At 39.4% G+C, this 18,884-nt stretch carries 18 protein-coding genes and 1 riboswitch; of the genes, 7 read left to right on the top strand and 11 right to left on the bottom strand.

Translation table 11 applies throughout. The annotated features are described in order from the left end of the window. Positions 1-8: 8 nt before the first annotated feature. The 6 genes from MKY76_RS12405 to plsY form a co-directional block, all read right to left on the bottom strand. Positions 9-1,157, bottom strand: a complete 1,149-nt coding sequence (locus MKY76_RS12405; protein ID WP_066036678.1) for an endospore germination permease — start codon at positions 1,155-1,157, stop codon at positions 9-11. Between the two features lie 31 nt (positions 1,158-1,188). Continuing rightward, a complete protein-coding gene (locus tag MKY76_RS12400) occupies positions 1,189-1,422 on the bottom strand; it encodes a hypothetical protein (RefSeq protein WP_054550235.1) in 234 nt (77 codons plus the stop codon). A 4-nt stretch (positions 1,423-1,426) separates the two neighbouring features. Beyond that, the gene (locus MKY76_RS12395; RefSeq protein WP_054550234.1) at positions 1,427-2,626 is read right to left on the bottom strand and encodes a Ger(x)C family spore germination protein; all 1,200 of its coding nucleotides are present in this window, start codon (positions 2,624-2,626) and stop codon (positions 1,427-1,429) included. Between the two features lie 25 nt (positions 2,627-2,651). Then, a complete protein-coding gene (locus MKY76_RS12390) occupies positions 2,652-4,196 on the bottom strand; it encodes a spore germination protein (RefSeq protein ID WP_054550233.1) in 1,545 nt (514 codons plus the stop codon). Positions 4,197-4,384: 188 nt separating this feature from the next. Then, a complete protein-coding gene (locus MKY76_RS12385) occupies positions 4,385-4,675 on the bottom strand; it encodes a HesB/YadR/YfhF family protein (RefSeq protein WP_048393071.1) in 291 nt (96 codons plus the stop codon). 19 nt (positions 4,676-4,694) lie between these two features. Beyond that, positions 4,695-5,297: a glycerol-3-phosphate 1-O-acyltransferase PlsY gene (gene plsY / locus MKY76_RS12380; RefSeq protein ID WP_048393068.1), complete on the bottom strand. Its 603-nt coding sequence runs from the start codon at positions 5,295-5,297 to the stop codon at positions 4,695-4,697. 561 nt (positions 5,298-5,858) lie between these two features. Here plsY and parE point away from each other — a divergent pair. The 7 genes from parE to MKY76_RS12345 all read left to right on the top strand — a co-directional run bounded on the left by parE (position 5,859) and on the right by MKY76_RS12345 (position 14,166). Next, positions 5,859-7,835, top strand: a complete 1,977-nt coding sequence (parE, locus tag MKY76_RS12375; RefSeq protein WP_048393067.1) for a DNA topoisomerase IV subunit B — start codon at positions 5,859-5,861, stop codon at positions 7,833-7,835. Next, positions 7,832-10,270: a DNA topoisomerase IV subunit A gene (gene parC, locus MKY76_RS12370; protein ID WP_342556612.1), complete on the top strand. Its 2,439-nt coding sequence runs from the start codon at positions 7,832-7,834 to the stop codon at positions 10,268-10,270. The genes parE and parC overlap by 4 nt, the downstream gene beginning before the upstream one ends. Before the next feature lie 108 nt (positions 10,271-10,378). Next, a riboswitch (TPP riboswitch) is annotated at positions 10,379-10,489 on the top strand. A gap of 153 nt (positions 10,490-10,642) precedes the next feature. Next, positions 10,643-11,638 carry an ABC transporter substrate-binding protein gene (locus MKY76_RS12365; RefSeq protein ID WP_103118202.1) on the top strand — a complete coding sequence of 332 codons (996 nt, stop codon included), beginning with the start codon at positions 10,643-10,645 and terminating at the stop codon, positions 11,636-11,638. 1 nt (position 11,639) lies between these two features. Further along, positions 11,640-11,930, top strand: a complete 291-nt coding sequence (locus tag MKY76_RS12360; RefSeq protein ID WP_004227928.1) for a thiamine-binding protein — start codon at positions 11,640-11,642, stop codon at positions 11,928-11,930. After that, positions 11,930-12,703: an ABC transporter permease gene (locus MKY76_RS12355; RefSeq protein WP_342556611.1), complete on the top strand. Its 774-nt coding sequence runs from the start codon at positions 11,930-11,932 to the stop codon at positions 12,701-12,703. Before MKY76_RS12360 ends, MKY76_RS12355 begins: the two co-directional genes overlap by 1 nt. After that, positions 12,678-13,427: an ABC transporter ATP-binding protein gene (locus MKY76_RS12350; protein WP_054550230.1), complete on the top strand. Its 750-nt coding sequence runs from the start codon at positions 12,678-12,680 to the stop codon at positions 13,425-13,427. The genes MKY76_RS12355 and MKY76_RS12350 overlap by 26 nt, the downstream gene beginning before the upstream one ends. Then, the gene (locus tag MKY76_RS12345; RefSeq protein WP_066036683.1) at positions 13,417-14,166 is read left to right on the top strand and encodes a TatD family hydrolase; all 750 of its coding nucleotides are present in this window, start codon (positions 13,417-13,419) and stop codon (positions 14,164-14,166) included. The genes MKY76_RS12350 and MKY76_RS12345 overlap by 11 nt, the downstream gene beginning before the upstream one ends. 26 nt (positions 14,167-14,192) lie before the next feature. Here MKY76_RS12345 and MKY76_RS12340 read toward each other — a convergent pair whose 3' ends face one another. The 5 genes from MKY76_RS12340 to MKY76_RS12320 form a co-directional block, all read right to left on the bottom strand. After that, positions 14,193-14,369: a hypothetical protein gene (locus MKY76_RS12340; RefSeq protein ID WP_004227938.1), complete on the bottom strand. Its 177-nt coding sequence runs from the start codon at positions 14,367-14,369 to the stop codon at positions 14,193-14,195. A gap of 97 nt (positions 14,370-14,466) precedes the next feature. Further along, entirely contained in the window at positions 14,467-16,011 is a 1,545-nt protein-coding gene (locus MKY76_RS12335) for a sodium/solute symporter (RefSeq protein ID WP_048393165.1), read from the bottom strand. A gap of 8 nt (positions 16,012-16,019) precedes the next feature. Further along, complete coding sequence (locus tag MKY76_RS12330; RefSeq protein WP_048393058.1) at positions 16,020-16,358, bottom strand: DUF485 domain-containing protein; 339 nt, start codon at positions 16,356-16,358, stop codon at positions 16,020-16,022. Positions 16,359-16,839: 481 nt separating this feature from the next. Next, positions 16,840-18,393, bottom strand: coding sequence for a cation acetate symporter (locus MKY76_RS12325; protein ID WP_016993894.1), 1,554 nt, complete (start codon positions 18,391-18,393; stop codon positions 16,840-16,842). Further along, positions 18,394-18,729 (bottom strand): DUF485 domain-containing protein, encoded by a 336-nt coding sequence (locus MKY76_RS12320; protein WP_004227946.1) that lies wholly within the window; start codon positions 18,727-18,729, stop codon positions 18,394-18,396. Positions 18,730-18,884 lie beyond the last annotated feature (155 nt).

The following is an 18,884-nucleotide window of genomic DNA, read 5'->3' as shown; positions in this document are numbered from 1 at the left end:
AGAAGAAATTAGACTTTTTGATTGTCATTTTCTGTTTCCTGCTGAGGTGTTTCGTTATTTTGAGCCTTGGATTTACGATTGCGAATAACTACCACAATCAACAAAAGTATAGGTAATAAAATGGTGAAAATAAAGGAAAAGATTGGCCAAATTTCATTATTATAATTAGTAGAATGCACAATATCTGGATGAACAATTTGAGAAAGTCCAATAACAATTATCCCCATCGGTATAATGAGTGGGCGATGATCCTTGATCTTTAAAATTTGTGCGAGGCCAACAACGGTCGTATAGAAATACATAAATGTACGAATATATATAGACGTAATCCACATAAATGCCATAATGATTTCAATGCGCTGTAAAAAATTCCCTATAGATATTCTTTGCGCTAAGGCATAGCTAGGAAATGTCCTTGATGCAGTGTTTTCAGGACCTAATACAAGAATTGATAGGACAATCAACGTAACTAAGACGATTCCGCCAAGGATTGCCCCAATATATAGCCCTTTCTGTGCAGACGGCTGTACATTGACGCCAGTAGGATAGAGCATCAATAATACAATTAATGGAAAGGAAAAGATACTCATAAAGCGTGCAATACTATAAAACATAGATGCTTTGGTCGCTTCTAGTAGAGGCTGAATATTCTCAAATGTAATTTGAGGGGTAATACTAATGACGAAAAAAATAAAAATAAAGATAAACAATGGGAAGAGGATTTCTGCCGAACGGGCAAAGGTCTCAATCCCTAAATAAGCGGCATACATAATAAGGATACTGAACAGTAGGGCAAATGCTAATGTCGGTGTCTCTGGCATAACTTCCGTTTTCATGAAAATACCGATAAAATAAAGTAATTCTCCAGCCGAAAGAAAGGTCATAATCAGGAAACAAATCGCTGTGATTTTCCCGAAAAAACGCCCAAGAATTTTTTCATTGGCCTCGATAAAGTTTAGGGACGGTGTTTGATTGGCCAGTGTTAAAAATAATTTTAGAACCAGTAAACTGAGCAGAACACCAATGCTTGCCGCTATCCAAGCATCTTGCTTAGCGGCACCAGTAATACTCGAAGGGATAATTAAAATCGCTGTACCGATAGAATAGAGAAAGGTAACGATTGTAAACTGTCTTGAACTAATTATCTCTTTTTCCATCAAGCTACCCTCCGTTTCTCAGTCCATCTTTCTATTTTGTGAATGACACAATGTAATCCCTAATCGGTGTGAAGATAAAGGTAATCAAATCTAATGGGCTAGGAATATGGATTTTAAGGGCAATCCCCATATTTAAAGCCGTTCCAATAAATAGCAAAAAGGAGAATACAATAATGGCTTTTCTATCCTGTTGCTTTTTTAGCTTTGGAATAAAAACAAGAGCAACAATGATTGCAATAATCAAGATAGCTACTGCTAGTACCATCTCATTACTCCTCCTTTGGCTTGTTTAATAATGAATTTTGCATCGTACCTGAACCTTGGGTTGTTACCTTTACATGAACAGCCACTGCTAAATCTGGAAAAATGGAAGTCCAGTCATCCTTAATTTTTTTCCACTGCTTTGGATCTGCCCGATGTAGGGCATCCCCAAATCCAAAAACATCGACTTCATATTGCTGTTGAATTTTCTCTACTGTTTTTTCAATGCGGTCATCAATACCCTGGGCTGTTTTTTTATTAACGTAATCAATCGATTTATTTTTGGTAAGATCGATATCACATTCGACCTCTCCAACATTCTGCTCTACATTAATATGGACATCGATTTTCGGTTTCCCGTTTTTAAATGACCCTTTCACCTTTGTAGTGGATTGGGTGATTTCAGTAGACAAGGTCCCTTTATTAGGACAGGCGATGATTTCTATCGTACTTTGAATTTTGTCATTAAGAAAACTAATACTTTTGCTTTCGCTTTCAGTCAGTAGCCCTATATATTTATCCCCTTTAAATACTGCTAAACCTGTATAACGTAATAGCACAGGTGTTTTAACACGTTGCACATTTGTTTGATCTACACCTAATTTCTTATCGCCATGAACTTCAATAGCAGAAATTAACGCCCCTTTATGCTTATTGGTTAACGTATTGACTAATTCATCAATATTAACAGCTATCGTGGAGCCCCAAGCCTTTTCAGAGACATCAAGGGAATTCAAGATTTTATTTGCAGGAACTTTTTCGATGGGTGTTAGTACATTTAATACTTCCTTCGCTGTTGCTTCGTGAGACATAATGACGTCGAAATCCTTACGAAATTCATGGTCCCTTACAATTAAATCAAGTGCATCACTAATGCCTTCTTTCGCGAGATCTTCCCCTAATACAACCACTTGAAGGTGGGCAAAATAAGGTTTTCGAGCTGCAATAGTCGTCATTTTCCGAATGGCTTCAAAGATGGTCTCGCCTCTCGAATGATAGCTAACGACAGGAGAGCGTTGAGTGGAAGCTTGGCGCACTGAGACTTCACTAGGATCAACAATTTGAACTGTAATTTCATATTCCTCATCTATTTTGTCAATGCCAAATGCTACGACTATGGCCAATTCATTTAATTCACGCTTACTCCAGCAGCCACTTAACAGTATTGTGAGGATACATAGTAAGCAAATCCAGTTTATTTTTGCCATATTCCATTCCTCATTTATCCAGTTGTTATTTCCTGCTTTTTACATTGATATATTTATGTCCTCTAACAATATTTTTTTGATTGACCAAACGAGGTCGTGTAAGTAACTTTCTACGCGGGAACAGCAGAAACGCATCCTTCTGATCCTGTAATACCAACGGTGCGAATGGGCTTAAATAAGGTACACCAAATGAACGAATGCTACATAGATGAAGAATAATTAGCATAATGCCAAACATTACACCGAATAAACCAAACATAGCAGCTAAAATCATTAATGGGAAACGTAGTACACGAATCGTATTCGATAAGCCATAGGCAGGGAATAGAAAGCTACAAATCGCTGTTAAGGCTACAATAATTACCATTACAGCGGATACGACGCCTGCATCAACTGCTGCCTGACCAATAACTAAAGTACCTACGATGGATACCGCAGGACCGATTGTTCGAGGCATACGAAGTCCAGCTTCCCTTAAGACCTCAAAGGCAACCTCCATAATAAGCGCTTCTACTACTGCAGGAAAGGGTACGCCTTCCCTTTGTGAAGCAATGCTAATTAACATGGGTGTCGGTAGCATTTCCTGATGAAAGGTAGTAATCGCCACATACAAGGATGGTGCTACTAATGCTAGACTGATACCAAAGAAACGCAAGATACGTACAAGTGAGCTAATCATCCAATGCTGATAATAATCTTCTGCTGATTGTAAAAAGGATGTAAATAGCGCTGGAACGACTAAGACAAAAGGTGTGCCATCAACTAGAATCGCCACTTTGCCATCTAATAATTCACCTGCGATGACATCAGGTCGTTCAGAGTTGTAGACGGTAGGAAACATAGAGTTTTTTGAGTCTTGAATAAAATCCTCAATATAGCCACTTTCCAGAATGCCATCAATATTAATACGATCTAATCGAGCCAATACCTCTGCGACGATTTTGTCACTGGCGATGCCATTTATATACATCACTGCTACATCTGTTTGTGTCACATCTCCGATAACGCGTGATTTTATCCAGAGATTCGGACTTTTTATTTTGCGACGAATGAGCGCTGTATTCGTACGCAAGGTTTCCGTAAAGGATTCCCTCGGTCCGCGAATTACGGATTCCGTCGATGGCTCTGTGACAGCTCGATCCTTGGCACTTCTAGTACTTGTCACAATCCCTTCGGCAAAGCCATCTAATAAAATAACCGTTTCACCATTGAGAATGGCATTGTAGAGTGTTGTGAAATGCTCAATATTCGTCACATCGCCTACCGTTAAATAGGAATTCCGAACATATTGATTAATGGTTGTTATTTCAATATCTTGTTCTTCTTCAATATTTGCCATCAGTTTATCGATAACAGAATCAGAAATAGTCGTTTTATCCGATAAGCCATCAATGGAAATAATGGCGAGGCTATGGGGATCAGTTTCTCCAATCGCAATTTCACGTATGATAATATCATTACTATGCCCTAGTGACTGTTGAATGATTTTTATATTTTTAGATAGGGAAGTATACAATAAATCGTTCGTTGTATGGGATGGGGAGGTCTCGTTATTGTTAGACATGGACATGTGTTTTCCTCCTCAAATGGTCGTTCATTACCTTTAGAATGGACAATTTTTTTGAGAGATAAACGAAAGAGATATGAAAAATCTAGCTATTTGTGGCAATATCACATTCCTTGCAACTTTCGTGTGTCTTGTTTTGTAATAAATAAAAAAACAGTCTGTCCTTTCATGTATGGAAAGGACAGACTGCTTTATGTACGATAGTCGTATTGTAATTCATCATTACTTGTATCAACATCAACATGTAAATTGTGATCGTTAAAGAACCAAAGATCTTTCTCATCAATGTAATAGATAACACCATCAATTTCTGTTTGCACACCTATGGCAATAGGTTCCTCACGTGTCATGCCTAGTGAAAAGCCTTCGTGAAACGGACTTGAGCCACCATAACGTGCATAAAAACGAATTGTATCACCAGGTTCAACTTCCATTTCATGTTTGAACCATTGTAGGGCTTCATCTGTCAATGCAATATTCATTTCAAATGCTCCTCTCTTCCTACAGCCATTTTACCTTTGGTTCGGTGCCGTTTTTAATACGAGCAATATTGGCACGGTGACGATAAATAATAAAGGTAAATAAAAAGGCTACCAAGATGCCTAATGCAAAGTCACCTGTAATAAAATAATAAACGATTGCATAGATAAGCGCTACTAAAGCGGCTATCATCGATGTTAAGCTGACGATTTTTGTGATTTTTAATGTCACAATAAAGGTAATAAATAGTAGGACAAAGAGTGGCCAAGAATAGCCTAATAATACACCAGCTGACGTTGCCACAGCTTTCCCACCACGGAAGTTGGCAAAGATCGGGAACATATGACCGATAACAGCGACAAGACCCAGTAATAAAGAGTGGAGTGTAGTATCAGAGAAAACAGGAAGTGTCACGAGTAAGACAGCGGCAGTTCCTTTTAAGACATCCATCACCGTAACAATAATACCAGCCTTTTTCCCTAATGTTCTAAAAGTATTGGTCGCACCAAGATTACCGCTCCCGTGTTCACGAATATCGGTATTATAAAAAATTTTGCCTATCCATAATCCAGAAGGTATAGAGCCGATTAGATAAGCACATAAAATAATAAGTCCATTGATCATAGTTGGACTCCTTTCATTCATAGTCCATCACTTGGTACTAATAGTTTGTAACAAGTATTTTACACTTTTTCTTGCTAATCTACAATGTTATGAAGGAGATTTCATCCGAAGTCTTGAATCAATACAAAAGAGAATCTATTAGTGAGGACTAGGCTTTTAGACATAAATTTGTAGGAAGCACTAAAACCTTTATAAAAATATAGGCAAAATGGCAATTTTGTCAATCGCTCATTCCTTTGGTAGAATAGAAGTCTAACTTTATCCTGTTTAATCGCAAGGCACGAGTTAGTGTGCTTTTATTTGCAAGCATCACAACTTTATTTTGCAACTAAGTAGGCTTCAATGCGTCAAATGATGATGGAAGCTAGAAGCAGTCTGTCTTGCTCAAATACCAATTTTAAGCAACTGTTGAAGATGTTTACTATTAATAAAAAAGATCAAAACTGTGAGCAAATTTTAAAATTTTATTGGACCTGTCGCTAGCTATTGACAGGAAATGCTATTATTATTAGGATGAGAACATAAATAGAACATGTGTTTGTTTTTTGGAGGGGAATTTTTTTGACGAATAAACAGTCACCTAGCGTCTATAATGATGACGCTATACAAGTATTAGAAGGATTAGAAGCGGTACGCAAACGACCTGGCATGTATATCGGTTCTACGGATGGCCGTGGACTTCATCACCTTGTGTATGAAATCGTAGATAATGCGGTGGATGAAGCACTGGCTGGCTTTGGATCTCATATTATTGTCACAATTCATAAAGATCAAAGTATGAGTGTGCGCGACTTTGGACGTGGGATGCCAACCGGTATGCATAAAATGGGCAAACCGACACCAGAAATTATTTTTACAGTGCTACACGCTGGTGGTAAATTTGGTCAAGGTGGCTATAAAACAAGTGGAGGTTTACATGGTGTTGGTTCTTCCGTTGTGAATGCGCTCTCAACATTTTTAGAGGTGACAATCCATCGCGATGGTAAAAAGTATCGTCAACGCTTTGAGCATGGTGGACAGCCTGTCACAACACTTGAAAATATTGGGCAGACCAAGCAGACAGGAACGCTTGTTCATTTCCTACCAGATGAAACGATCTTCTCTGTCACAAAATTCAATTATGATACGTTAGCAGAACGATTACGTGAATCAGCCTTTTTATTAAAGGGCTTAAAAATTGAATTAATTGATGAGCGCGAGGAAGGCAAGAGCGATGTGTTCTTTTATGAGAATGGCATCGAGGCTTTCGTTGCGTATTTGAATGAGGAAAAAGATGTCCTTCATCCAGTAAAATATGTAGAAGGCGTACAGGATGAAATCGAAGTAGAGTTCGCTTTCCAGTATAACGATGGTTATTCAGAAACGATTTTATCATTCGTTAATAATGTCCGTACACGTGATGGTGGTACACATGAAACGGGTGCAAAGGCAGCATTGACACGTGTCTTTAATGAATATGCAAGAAAAATTGGCCTGTTAAAGGACAAGGATAAAAACCTTGAGGGGACAGATATTCGTGAGGGCTTAGCAGCGATCGTGTCTGTTCGTATCCCAGAGCATTTACTGCAATTTGAAGGACAAACAAAGGGCAAGCTTGGGACAAGTGAGGCTCGTTCTGCAGTAGATAGTGTAGTGTCTGAGCAAATTTTGTATGTGCTAGAGGAAAATGCAGAGTTATCAGCTTCTCTTGTTCGTAAAGCGATTCGAGCGCAGCAAGTGCGTGAAGCAGCTCGTAAAGCGCGTGAGGATGCACGAAATGGCAAGAAAAACAAAAAGGGTAGTACGATTTTATCTGGAAAATTAACACCAGCTCAGTCACGTAATGCGGCAAAAAATGAGCTGTATTTAGTCGAGGGTGATTCTGCGGGTGGCTCTGCTAAACAAGGTCGTGACCGTACATTCCAAGCGATTCTGCCATTGCGCGGGAAGGTAATCAATACAGAGAAAGCCAAGCTACAGGATATTATGAAAAACGAAGAAATTTCAACGATTATCCATGCGATTGGGGCAGGTGTTGGTACGGATTTTGCGGTGGAGGATTCTGCCTACAATAAAGTAGTCATCATGACCGATGCGGATACGGATGGGGCACATATTCAAGTCTTGCTATTAACATTCTTCTATCGTTATATGCGTCCGCTCATTGAGTCTGGAAAGGTCTATATCGCACTACCGCCGCTTTATAAAGTCTCAAGAGGTACAGGGAAAAAAGAAGTCATTGAATATGCTTGGACAGAAAGTGATTTACAAAAGGCTATCAAGAAGGTTGGAAAGGGTTACATATTACAGCGCTATAAAGGTCTTGGTGAGATGAATGCAGACCAACTATGGGACACAACAATGAACCCTGAAACACGGACATTGATTCGTGTCACAATCGAGGATGGTGCACGAGCGGAGAGACGTGTCACGACGTTAATGGGTGATAAGGTGGAACCACGTCGTAAATGGATCGAAGCCAATGTAGACTTCGGTATGGAGGATGATTCTAACATTTTAGAGAATGAATTCATCCAACAAGAGGAGGACCAAGCATGAGTAGTACAGAAAAGTTTCAAGATTTACCGTTAGAAGAAGTAATGGGTGACCGTTTTGGTCGCTATAGTAAATATATTATTCAAGACCGCGCGTTGCCTGATGCACGTGACGGTCTTAAACCAGTACAGCGCCGTATTTTATATGCGATGTTTACGGAAGGCAACACACATGATAAGCCGTTCCGTAAATCCGCAAAAACAGTGGGTAATGTAATTGGTAACTATCATCCACACGGCGATAGCTCTGTGTATGAAGCGATGGTACGGATGAGTCAGGACTGGAAGGCACGTCATATGCTTATTGAGATGCACGGGAACAATGGCTCGGTAGATGGCGATCCTCCAGCTGCAATGCGTTATACAGAGGCGAGACTATCAGCTATTGCCGCTGAAATGCTACGAGATATTGGCAAGAAAACGGTCGAATTTGTGCCAAACTTTGATGATCAGGATATGGAGCCAACTGTATTACCAGCACGTTTTCCTAACCTTTTAGTCAATGGCTCTACAGGAATTTCCGCTGGTTATGCGACAGATATTCCGCCACATGCCTTAGATGAAGTACTGGATGCTGTGTTGATGCGCTTAGACAAGCCTAATGCTACTGTAGATGAATTGATGACGGTGATTAAAGGACCTGATTTCCCAACGGGTGGAATCATTCAAGGTGTTGATGGCATTAAAAAGGCATATGAAACAGGTCGTGGTAAAATCATCGTCCGTGCACAAGCAGTTGTTGAACCAATCAAGGGTGGTAAAGAGCAAATTGTTATCACTGAGTTACCATATGATGTAAATAAAGCGAATCTTGTGAAAAAAATTGATGAGCAACGTGTAGATAAACGACTAGAAGGCATTGCAGAAATTCGAGATGAATCAGACCGTACAGGCTTACGTGTCGTAATTGAGCTGAAAAAGGATGTACCAGGACAAGGAATTTTACAGTACTTGTTTAAAACAACGGATTTACAGGTAGCTTATAATTTTAATATGATTGCCATTCATAATCGTCGTCCAACGATGATGACATTGCCATTATTGCTAGATGCGTATATTGCCCATCAAAAAGAAGTGGTAACAAACCGTTCCATTTATGATTTACAAAAGGCAAAGGATCGTTCCCATATTGTAGATGGATTAATTAAAGCCCTTTCCATTTTAGATGAAGTCATTGCGACGATCCGTTCTTCTAATGATAAGAAGGATGCGAAGCTTAATTTACAAGCGAAGTTTGATTTTACAGAGGTACAGGCAGAGGCCATTGTAAGCCTGCAATTATACCGTTTAACGAATACGGATATTACAGAGCTACGTCAGGAACAGGACGAGTTAAATAAGTTAATTGCGAAGCTAGAGGGGATTCTGCAAAGTGAGGCTAAGCTTGTGCGTGTTATTAAACAAGAGTTGCTAGATATTAAGAAACGCTTTACAGAGCCTCGTCGCTCGAAGATTGAGCAAGAAATTGAAGAAATTAAAATTACATTGGATGTCCTTGTGCCAAGTGAAGAGGTTGTCGTAACAGTAACGAAGGATGGTTATATTAAACGTACATCCACACGTTCTCATGCCGCTTCAAACGGGCAAGATTTTGCCATGAAGGATTCAGATTATTTATTGTATGAAGCAAACTTAAATACACAGCACCATCTATTGCTGTTCACAAATCGAGGCAATTATATTTATCAGCCTGTTCATGAGCTGCCTGATATACGCTGGAAGGATCTCGGCCAGCATATTTCAAGTATTGTGCCAACAGGGGAAGATGAATCCATTATTGCGGTTTATGGCTTCGAAACATTTGAACAGCCAAATACGTATGTCTTCACAGCCACAAAAGATGGCCAAATTAAGCGCTCACCACTCGCAGACTATGCGGTAACACGTTATTCAAAGCCAATTAAAACGATGAACGTCAAGGCTGGTGATGCGATGATCTATGCATCATTTGTAACAGATGACGTGGAGCTGATGCTCACAACGGATACAGCCTATGCGATTCGTTTCCCTATGGAGGAGTTACCAGTTACAGGTGTGAAAACAGGCGGTGTGAAAGGGATCACACTAAAAGATGGAGAAGCCTTAGTTGGAGTCAATGTGTTACAGCCTGATGTTACCCACTATGTAGTAATTGTGACACAGCGTGGGGCCGTAAAGAAAATGAATGTCGCTGAAGTTGAAGTAGCGAGTCGTGCAAAACGTGGACTAAAAGTATTAACAGAGTTAAAAGCAAACCCTCACCGAATTGTGGCAGTTGTTCAAGCAACAGACGAGGAGCAGGTTGTGATTGAAACTGAAAAAGGTGTTCAAGAGATGATTGACGTACAAGCATTGTCTCGTGCGGATCGCCATTCCAATGGTTCATTTAAAGTGGATATTGCAACAGATGGAGCAATTTCTCATGTTGTAACAGCCAAAAAAGAACAGAAACCAAGCTAAAAGCATGCCCAGCCTCTTAGGAGCGCTGGGCTTTAAGCTCTATTCAAAAATAGCACCTTGTCATTTAAGTGAAACTATGGGTATAATAATCATCGAAAAGTTCATAGCGAAAGAATGTAGGGGGGCTAGTAATTGCTAGCTGAGATTGTGTCCGGTAGACGCTGACCCTTTGAACCTGATTTGGCTCGTACCAGCGTAGGGAACATCTATTCAAAAAGCAAAGTTTTGAAGATTGATTGCAATACGTCTGGGAGGAATCCTAGGCGTTTTTTTATGTTTTCAAGCAACAGCTTGCCAACATTGTATACGCTTTCTTCTGGTGACAACATTCATTCATGAACACTTTCATATTACAAACTGGGAGGCTTTCGCATGAAAAAATGGTTTTTTATTTTATTGGCAGCACTATTGACATTAGTAGGCTGTAGTGACAAGGATGACAAGCAGGCTGCAGACAAGCTGAAAAAGGTGTCTGTGGTACTGGATTGGACGCCGAATACAAATCATACAGGACTATATGTTGCCAAAAAACTCGGTTATTTTGAGGAACAGGGTTTAGATGTTGATATTATTATGCCTGGTGAGGCGGGCGCAGATCAGCTTGTTGCTTCTGGAAAGGCGGATTTTGGCGTGAGCTATCAGGAAGGCATAACACAGGCACGAGTACAGGATGTGCCGCTGGTCTCCATCGCAGCAATTATACAGCATAATACATCTGGCTTTGCTTCTATTGCTTCAAAGGGCATTACATCGCCAAAGGATTTTGAAGGTAAAACCTATGGTGGTTGGGGCGCACCATTAGAGCAAGCCGTTTTACAATCACTCATGCAAAAAGAAAAGGCAGATATTAATAAGCTAGATATCGTCAATGCAGGGGATTTAGATTTCTTCACAATGATGGAAAAAGATATAGATTTTGCTTGGATTTATTATGCATGGACTGGGATTGAGGCTGAGCTGCGTGGGGAAAAGATTAATATGCTATATCTTACAGATTATAGTGATCAATTGGATTATTATACGCCAGTTTTAGCTACAAATGAAAAAATGATACAGGACAACCCGGATGTAGTCAAAGCCTTTGTGGCAGCTGCATCGAAGGGCTATGAATACGCAATTGAAAACCCAAGTGAAGCGGCTGATATTTTAATCGAAGCGGCACCTGATTTAGATAAAGCATTAGTGCATAAAAGTCAGGAATGGCTGGCTGATAAATATCAGGATGATGCCAAGCAATGGGGAGAGCAAAAGCTTTCTGTGTGGGAAAATTACGCGAAATGGATGTCTAGCAATCAAGTACTAGAGGGCGAATTTGATGCGAAAAAAGCCTTTACTAATGATTTCTTACCTAAAAAGGAGGCCAAATAAGATGGCAAATTCATTAATCAGTGTACAAATCATTCCGAAGACAGAGAAATATGAAGATGTTATACCATATGTCGATGCAGCAATTGCGGTGATCGATGCTTCTGGGGTGAAATATGAGGTACATCCATTGGAAACAACGATGGAGGGTGAGCTTTCAACATTGCTCCAAATCATTGAAAAAATGAATGAGAAGATGATCGAACTTGGTGCCATTAATGTCATTACACAAGTGAAAATTTTATATCAGCCAACAGGTATTACGATGGATACATTAACGGAGAAATATCAGTAATGAAACGTGCATTACAGAAGGGAAGGACGATAATTTTTATCGCCTTCCTCTTGTTCATATGGGAACTAATCGTGCGGTTTGCTGAAGTTCCTCATTGGTTAGTACCCGCACCAAGTAGTATTTTGTCGGAAGCCATCCAGTCGTATCAAACCTTTCTACCACATGCATTCGCTACGGTACAATTAGCTCTACTAGGATTGGCCATTGGCATCGCTTGTGGGCTAACGGTGGCAATAGTGTTGCATCGATTTACATTTATTCGAGAACTGTTTTATCCAATTCTTATTATGTCGCAGAATGTTCCTATTCTAGTCTTGGCACCGCTCCTTATTATTTGGTTTGGCTTTGGCTTATTACCGAAGCTTATCATTATCTGTCTTGTGTGCTTTTTCCCGATTGTCATTGCAGCGATGGATGGATTTAGACAAACAGCTCCAGAATTAAAGCATTATTTTGCCATGGTTGGTGCTACAAGGGCACAAACCTTTTGGAAGCTGGAATGGCCTTATGCCTATCCTGCTATTTTTTCAGGCATTAAAATTGCGGCTACATATAGTGTGATGGGGGCTGTGATTGCGGAGTGGCTTGGTGCAAAAAGGGGTATTGGTGTTTACATGACCCTAGCCCAGTCCTCCTTCCGTACGGATCGCGTATTTGTGGCAATTTTTGCGATTGTTCTCTTGAGCTTACTATTGTTTAGTGGTATTCGTTTAATTGAAAAATTCATGGTGAAGGGAAGAGGCTATCATGCTCAGCATTCAAAACATCGCTAAATCCTTCGATGCGCTCAAAGTCCTTGATCAACTTTCTTTTGACGTCAAGGATGGAGAGTTTGTGGCCATCGTGGGTCCTTCAGGCAGTGGTAAAAGTACACTTTTTCAATTAATTGGTGGTGTTTCGCCAATTGATCAAGGAGCCATTTTATTGAATGGAGAGGATATCCAACAAAAAAAAGGAACGATTGGCTATATGCCACAGCAGCCATGTCTATTACCCTGGCGTACAATAGTAGAAAATGTCACGCTTGTAGAGGAATTACAACATAAATCAAATGTTGAACGTGCCAAGGAATGGTTAGAAAAGGTTGGTCTTGCCTCTTTTATCCATGCCTACCCGAACGAACTGTCTGGAGGCATGCAGCAGCGTGTGTCCTTTATTCGAGCAATGGTCAGTGATAAGCCGATTTTATGCTTAGACGAACCATTTTCTGCGTTGGATGAATTTACTCGACTGGAAATGCAAGCATGGCTTTTATCTATCTGGGAGGAGTACCGCAAATCCATTCTATTTGTTACACATAGTATTGAGGAAGCTCTCTTTTTAGCAGATCGCATACTTGTTTTAACCAAACGTCCTGCTACCGTTAAAAAGGAAATCATCGTGCCGTTTGAAAGACCTCGGAAAGAGGAAATTCGACATTCTGCAGCATTCACAGCGTTAAAGCAACAATTGTTTATGTATTTACAGGAGGAAAAGGGTGATATGTATGTTGATTGATGCGCATATTCATTTGGATCAGTACACCGATGAGGAAATTCCTTCCTTATTAGAAGAAGTGAAAGCTGTAATCGCGGTTAGTATGCAACTTTCCTCTTGTGAAAGAACGTTGCGTTTATCGAATAGCTATCAGCAAGTAAAGGCTGCTTTTGGCTTTCATCCTGAACAGCCTTTACTAAGTCCAAATGATGAGACAGCTTTATTTGATTGGATTCGTTCGCATCAGAATGATATGGTTGCTATTGGTGAGGTGGGTCTACCTTATTATTTAAAACAAGAGCAAGCGATTGATGAACGTCCCTATGTGGCGCTATTAGAGCGTTTTGTTGTATTGGCGAAGGAGCTGGACAAGCCGATTGTGTTACACGCAGTATATGAGGACGCCCATATTGTGTGTGATTTGCTGGAAAAGCATCAGCTTCACGAAGCCCATTTTCATTGGTTTAAAGGGGATGAAGCTATTGTGAAGCGCATGATAGAGCGAGGTTATTTTATTTCCATTACGCCAGATTGCTTGTACGAAGAGGAAATTCAACAGCTAATTCATGCTTATCCCATTGAACTAATGATGGTAGAAACGGATGGTCCTTGGCCGTTTGAGGGACCGTTTACGAAGAAGCGTACATCTCCCTGGATGATGCACTCAACGATTGAGGTGATTGCCTCCATCAAAGGGCTATCAACACAGGTAGTGGCCAAAATTATTACGCAAAACACGAAAACATTTTATCGGCTTTAATAAGAAAAAGCAGTATAGGGTACGAGTTATTCGTCCTTATACTGCTTTTTATATTTCGTATAATCATGCTCTAATTTTTCGTTTTTTGTTTTCGTTAGACGTTCATGTGTACTAAAAGAGATAGATTGTCGATTTTTTTCAACATCTTTACCAACTGTGCGTTTAATGTGCATCCGTTTCTTTTTAGCTTTAGATTGTGACATGAGCATCGCCTCCAATTCATTTTTAATTCTATAGTAGCGAATAGGGAAGAAAAAGTAAAACCTCGTAAGCAAGATACTTACGAGGCTGTCGAGTGTATTAGTGAGATACGTCCTGTACAGAAATACCTGTGTTTGCTTTAACGTCAACTTCACGATACTTCGCATCATCTGTTTCTTTAGAAAGTAATGTGCCGATGAAACCACCAAGGAAACCAAGTGGTACAGAGATTAAGGCTGGGTTCGTTAACATAATTAAAGGATCACCAACGAAAATTGCCTTACCTTCAACTGGATTCCAAACGTTTGGAGACATAGCAACTAATACTAACGCAGAGATTAAACCTGTTAACATCGCAGTAACAGCACCCGCTGTATTAAAGCGTTTCCAATAAATTGTGTAGATGATAACTGGAAGGTTAGCAGATCCTGCGATACAGAATGCTAAAGATACTAAGAATGCAACGTTTAATGTTTGTGCACCAAGTGCTAATAGGATAGAAATAACAGCGATTGTAATCGAACCGATACGAGCTGCAAGAACTTGCTCTTTTTCTGTAATTTTACCCTTTTTGATAATTTGTCCATAAATATCATGAGATAGGGCAGATGCACCAGAAAGTACAAGACCTGCTACTACCGCTAAAATTGTTGCGAATGCTACTGCACAAACGAATGAGAATAGAATGTCGCCACCAAGTGCTTCTGCAAGAAGTGGGGCAGCCATGTTACCAGCAGCGTTTGCTGCGATAATATCTTCTTTCCCAACGAATGCTGCTGCACCGAAGCCTAAGAAAATTGTTAGAACGTAGAAGATACCTACGATCCAAGTAGCCCAAATAACAGATGAACGAGCTGTTTTCGCGTCTTTTACTGTGAAGAAACGCATTAAGATATGTGGAAGACCCGCAGTACCTAATACTAACGCAATTAACATAGAGATTGTATCAAGTCCATTTGTATATTTAAGACCTGGGTTTAAATAAGCAGCTCCACTGTCAGTAACCGTTGTCATTTCTTTAAACATTGTAGAGATACTGAAGCCGAACTCTTTTAATACTAAGAACGAAATAATAACTGTACCCAACATTAAAAGACAAGCTTTAATAATTTGTACCCAAGATGTTGCTGTCATACCACCGAATAGTACGTAAGTAGTCATCATGAATCCTACGATTAATACGGCGATCCAATAGTCGATTCCTAAAAGTAATTGAATAAGTGCTCCTGCACCAACTAGTTGTGCAATCATGTAGAATAAAACAATTGTAATAGTGCTTAAAGCAGCTGTTCCACGGACTTTGGCGTTATCAAAACGCGCTGTAATCATGTCAGCTAATGTAAATTTCCCAAGGTTACGTAATGGCTCAGCAACGATATATAATACCACTAAGTAAGCTACTAAATAACCAATAGAGAAGAAGAATCCATCAAATCCAAATAATGCTACAGCACCAGCGATACCCAAGAAGGATGCTGCTGATAAGTAGTCACCAGCGATAGCTAGTCCATTTTGCCAGCCTGTTAAGCCACCACCAGCAGTATAGAAATCACTTGCTGAAGATGTACGTTTAGATGCCCACCATGTAATAACTAATGTTAAACCAACAATGGCTACGAAGAAGAATATGGCTGTAAGACTCATTCCGTTACTCATCGGCGGCCACCTCCGTTCTCGTATTCAGCGATAATCGCTTTTGCTTCTCTATCGAAGCTGTTTGCCTTTGCTACATATAAATGACATAACCCCCATGTCATGATGAAAAGACCTGCTGCATAGATCCACACCCAAGTAATTTCCCCAAATGCCTTTTGGTGTAGAATTGTCGTGTACGATGTCAGAATTGGTAACAACATGTATGCCGATAAAAATATGGCAGTCATTGACCAAAGAAAAGAGTTCTTTCTTCGTACAAGAGACTTAAATGATTCTTGATTTGCAATTGAATCATAGTCAATCACGATACCTTTTTTTGCTTGATTGTTCGCCATTAACATTCCCCATTTTGTGTATATTTTTTCTACCTCAAGACTTGATTTTGCTAGTTTAGTGAATTCACATTTTCATTTTATGTAACAGTTCACAAAATTGCAATACATTTCAGAAAAATTATGTAAAAAAAATTTTTCAGAAAATACTCCTAAGAGAGAAAAAATGGCGCAAAGCCAAGAATATAAAGGGTTTTAGAAAATTCAGATAAATAAATGAAGTGAAGAGAAATCTAGATTCTTAACAAAAAATGAAGGGTAAATTTACAAAAAAATCTTGTTTTTTCAATTAAAAATAAACACTATTTACCTAGTGAAAATTGGATTTTTTCTGTTTTTTGGAAGTGAAATAATATTGTTCGATAAATAAATTGGTAGATATTGAATAACAAAAAAGGCGAAAAACTCGACCAAAAATCGAATTTTTTGCCTATTTTTTTGCATTTTTTGAATTGAGATTCATTATGCAGGAGGTGTATAAATATTAATGTGAAATATCAGAGACAGACACGCCTGTATTTGCTTTCACACGAATTTCTTTATAAATACGTTCTGCTTCTTCCTGTGGCACTTTGTTAGATGAAAGAACAGTACCTAAGTATCCAGCAATAAAGCCTAATGGAATCGTAATAATCGCTGGAACAGCAAGTGGCACAAGTGGTTGTCCAACAAAGATAGCCGCACCTTCAACAGGGCTCCACACATTTGGTCCCATTGCTCCTAAAATTAAACATGATACTAACCCCGTTACCATCGCAGTTACAGCACCTGTAGAATTAAATTTCTTCCAATAGATTGTATAAAGGATTACAGGTAGGTTTGCTGACGCACCGATACAAAAGGCGAATGATACTAGGAATGAAACGTTTAAGCTTTGTGCAAACAGAGCGAGAATTATAGACACGATCGCAATTGAGATAGAGCCTGTACGAGCTGCTACTACCTGTTGCTTCTCTGTTAATTTACCGCCCTTAATGATTTCTCCATAAATATCATGAGAAATGGCTGAAGCCCCTGTTAGTACTAAACCAGAAACAACGGCTAAAATAGTCGCAAATGCCACTGCGCCGATAAATGCCATCAATACATCTCCACCTAAGTAATGCGCAAGAAGCGGAGCAGCTGTATTACCAGCCTTACTTTCAGCAAGAATTTGATCTAAACCTACAAAGTTTAATGCACCGAACCCTAAGAAAATTGTTAATGAAAAGAAAATAGCTGTAATCCAAGTTGTCCAAGAAATAGAGGCACGTGCTGTCTTTGCATCCTTTACTGTAAAGAAACGCATTAAAATATGTGGTAAACCAGATGTTCCTAAAACTAAAGCCATCATCATCGAAACGGAGTCGATTGTGCTTGTATACTTAATTCCAGGTACAAGGAACTTTTCGCCATGATCTACTGCAATTGTGTCGAACATCTTCATAAGAGAGAAGTCAAATTTCATTAACACTAAAACCGCTAATAAACCTGTTCCGAATAATAATAGACTTGCTTTAATGATTTGCACCCAAGAAGTCGCTGTCATACCACCAAACAATACATAAGTTGTCATCATAACACCGACAATTAAAACGGCAATCCAATACTCAATACCGAATAATAGCTTAATCAATGCACCAGCACCAACTAGCTGTGCAATCATATAAAGAATTACGATAATAATGGTACCAGACGCTGCCACACCACGAATTCGCTTTTCATTAAAACGAGCCGTTAACATATCTGCTAACGTGTAGCGGCCTAAGTTTCGCATTGGCTCAGCAATGACATAAAGCAGCACTAAATTCGCTACTACATAGCCTACAGAGAAGAAGAAACCATCAAAGCCAGTTAAGGCAATTGCACCAGACACCCCAAGAAAGGCTGCCGCAGATAAATAGTCACCAGCAATCGCAAAGCCGTTTTGCCACCCCTTTAAACCACCACCAGCAGTGTAAAAATCAGCCGCAGAAGATGTACGCTTTGCTGCAATATAGGTAACAACAAGTGTTAAGCCAACAATAGCTAAAAAGAAACCTATGGATACGATGTTCATTTATTTTCCACCTTTCGCCTGATACTCTGCAAGAACAGCGGCTGCAGCTTTATCGAATGAAGCAGCTTTTTTTACATATACTGTACAAAGCACAATGGTCATGATAAATAATCCTGCAGAATAAACCCATACACCCGTAATATTTCCGAAGAATTTTTGTTGTAGTACAGGCTGGAAAGCAAGAATCGGAAGCAGGATATAAAGAATTAAAAACACTGCTGTAATCGAGAAAAGAAAGGTATTTTTCTTTTTTACAAAGCTATTAAACGATTCCATTGCTTCAATTGCATGATAATCAATTGATTGGGCCTGTTTTTTGCTTGAAACATTCGCCATTATTATTCCCCCTAAAGTTATATATTTCTGTTTTAAACGACATATTTCTTTTTCGTTCGTCGTTATATTCACTTATTTTATGGGGGAGAATCCTATAATGCAATACTAAATTTTGAGTTTTTATAATTTTTAGTCACTTCTGTTTTGTGGAAATA

The sequence above is a fragment of the Lysinibacillus sp. FSL P4-0201 genome (assembly GCF_038593425.1).
GTDB lineage: Bacteria > Bacillota > Bacilli > Bacillales_A > Planococcaceae > Lysinibacillus > Lysinibacillus capsici.
The sequence above is the reverse complement of the archived record's forward strand: the minus strand, read 5'-3'. Positions and strand labels throughout refer to the sequence as shown.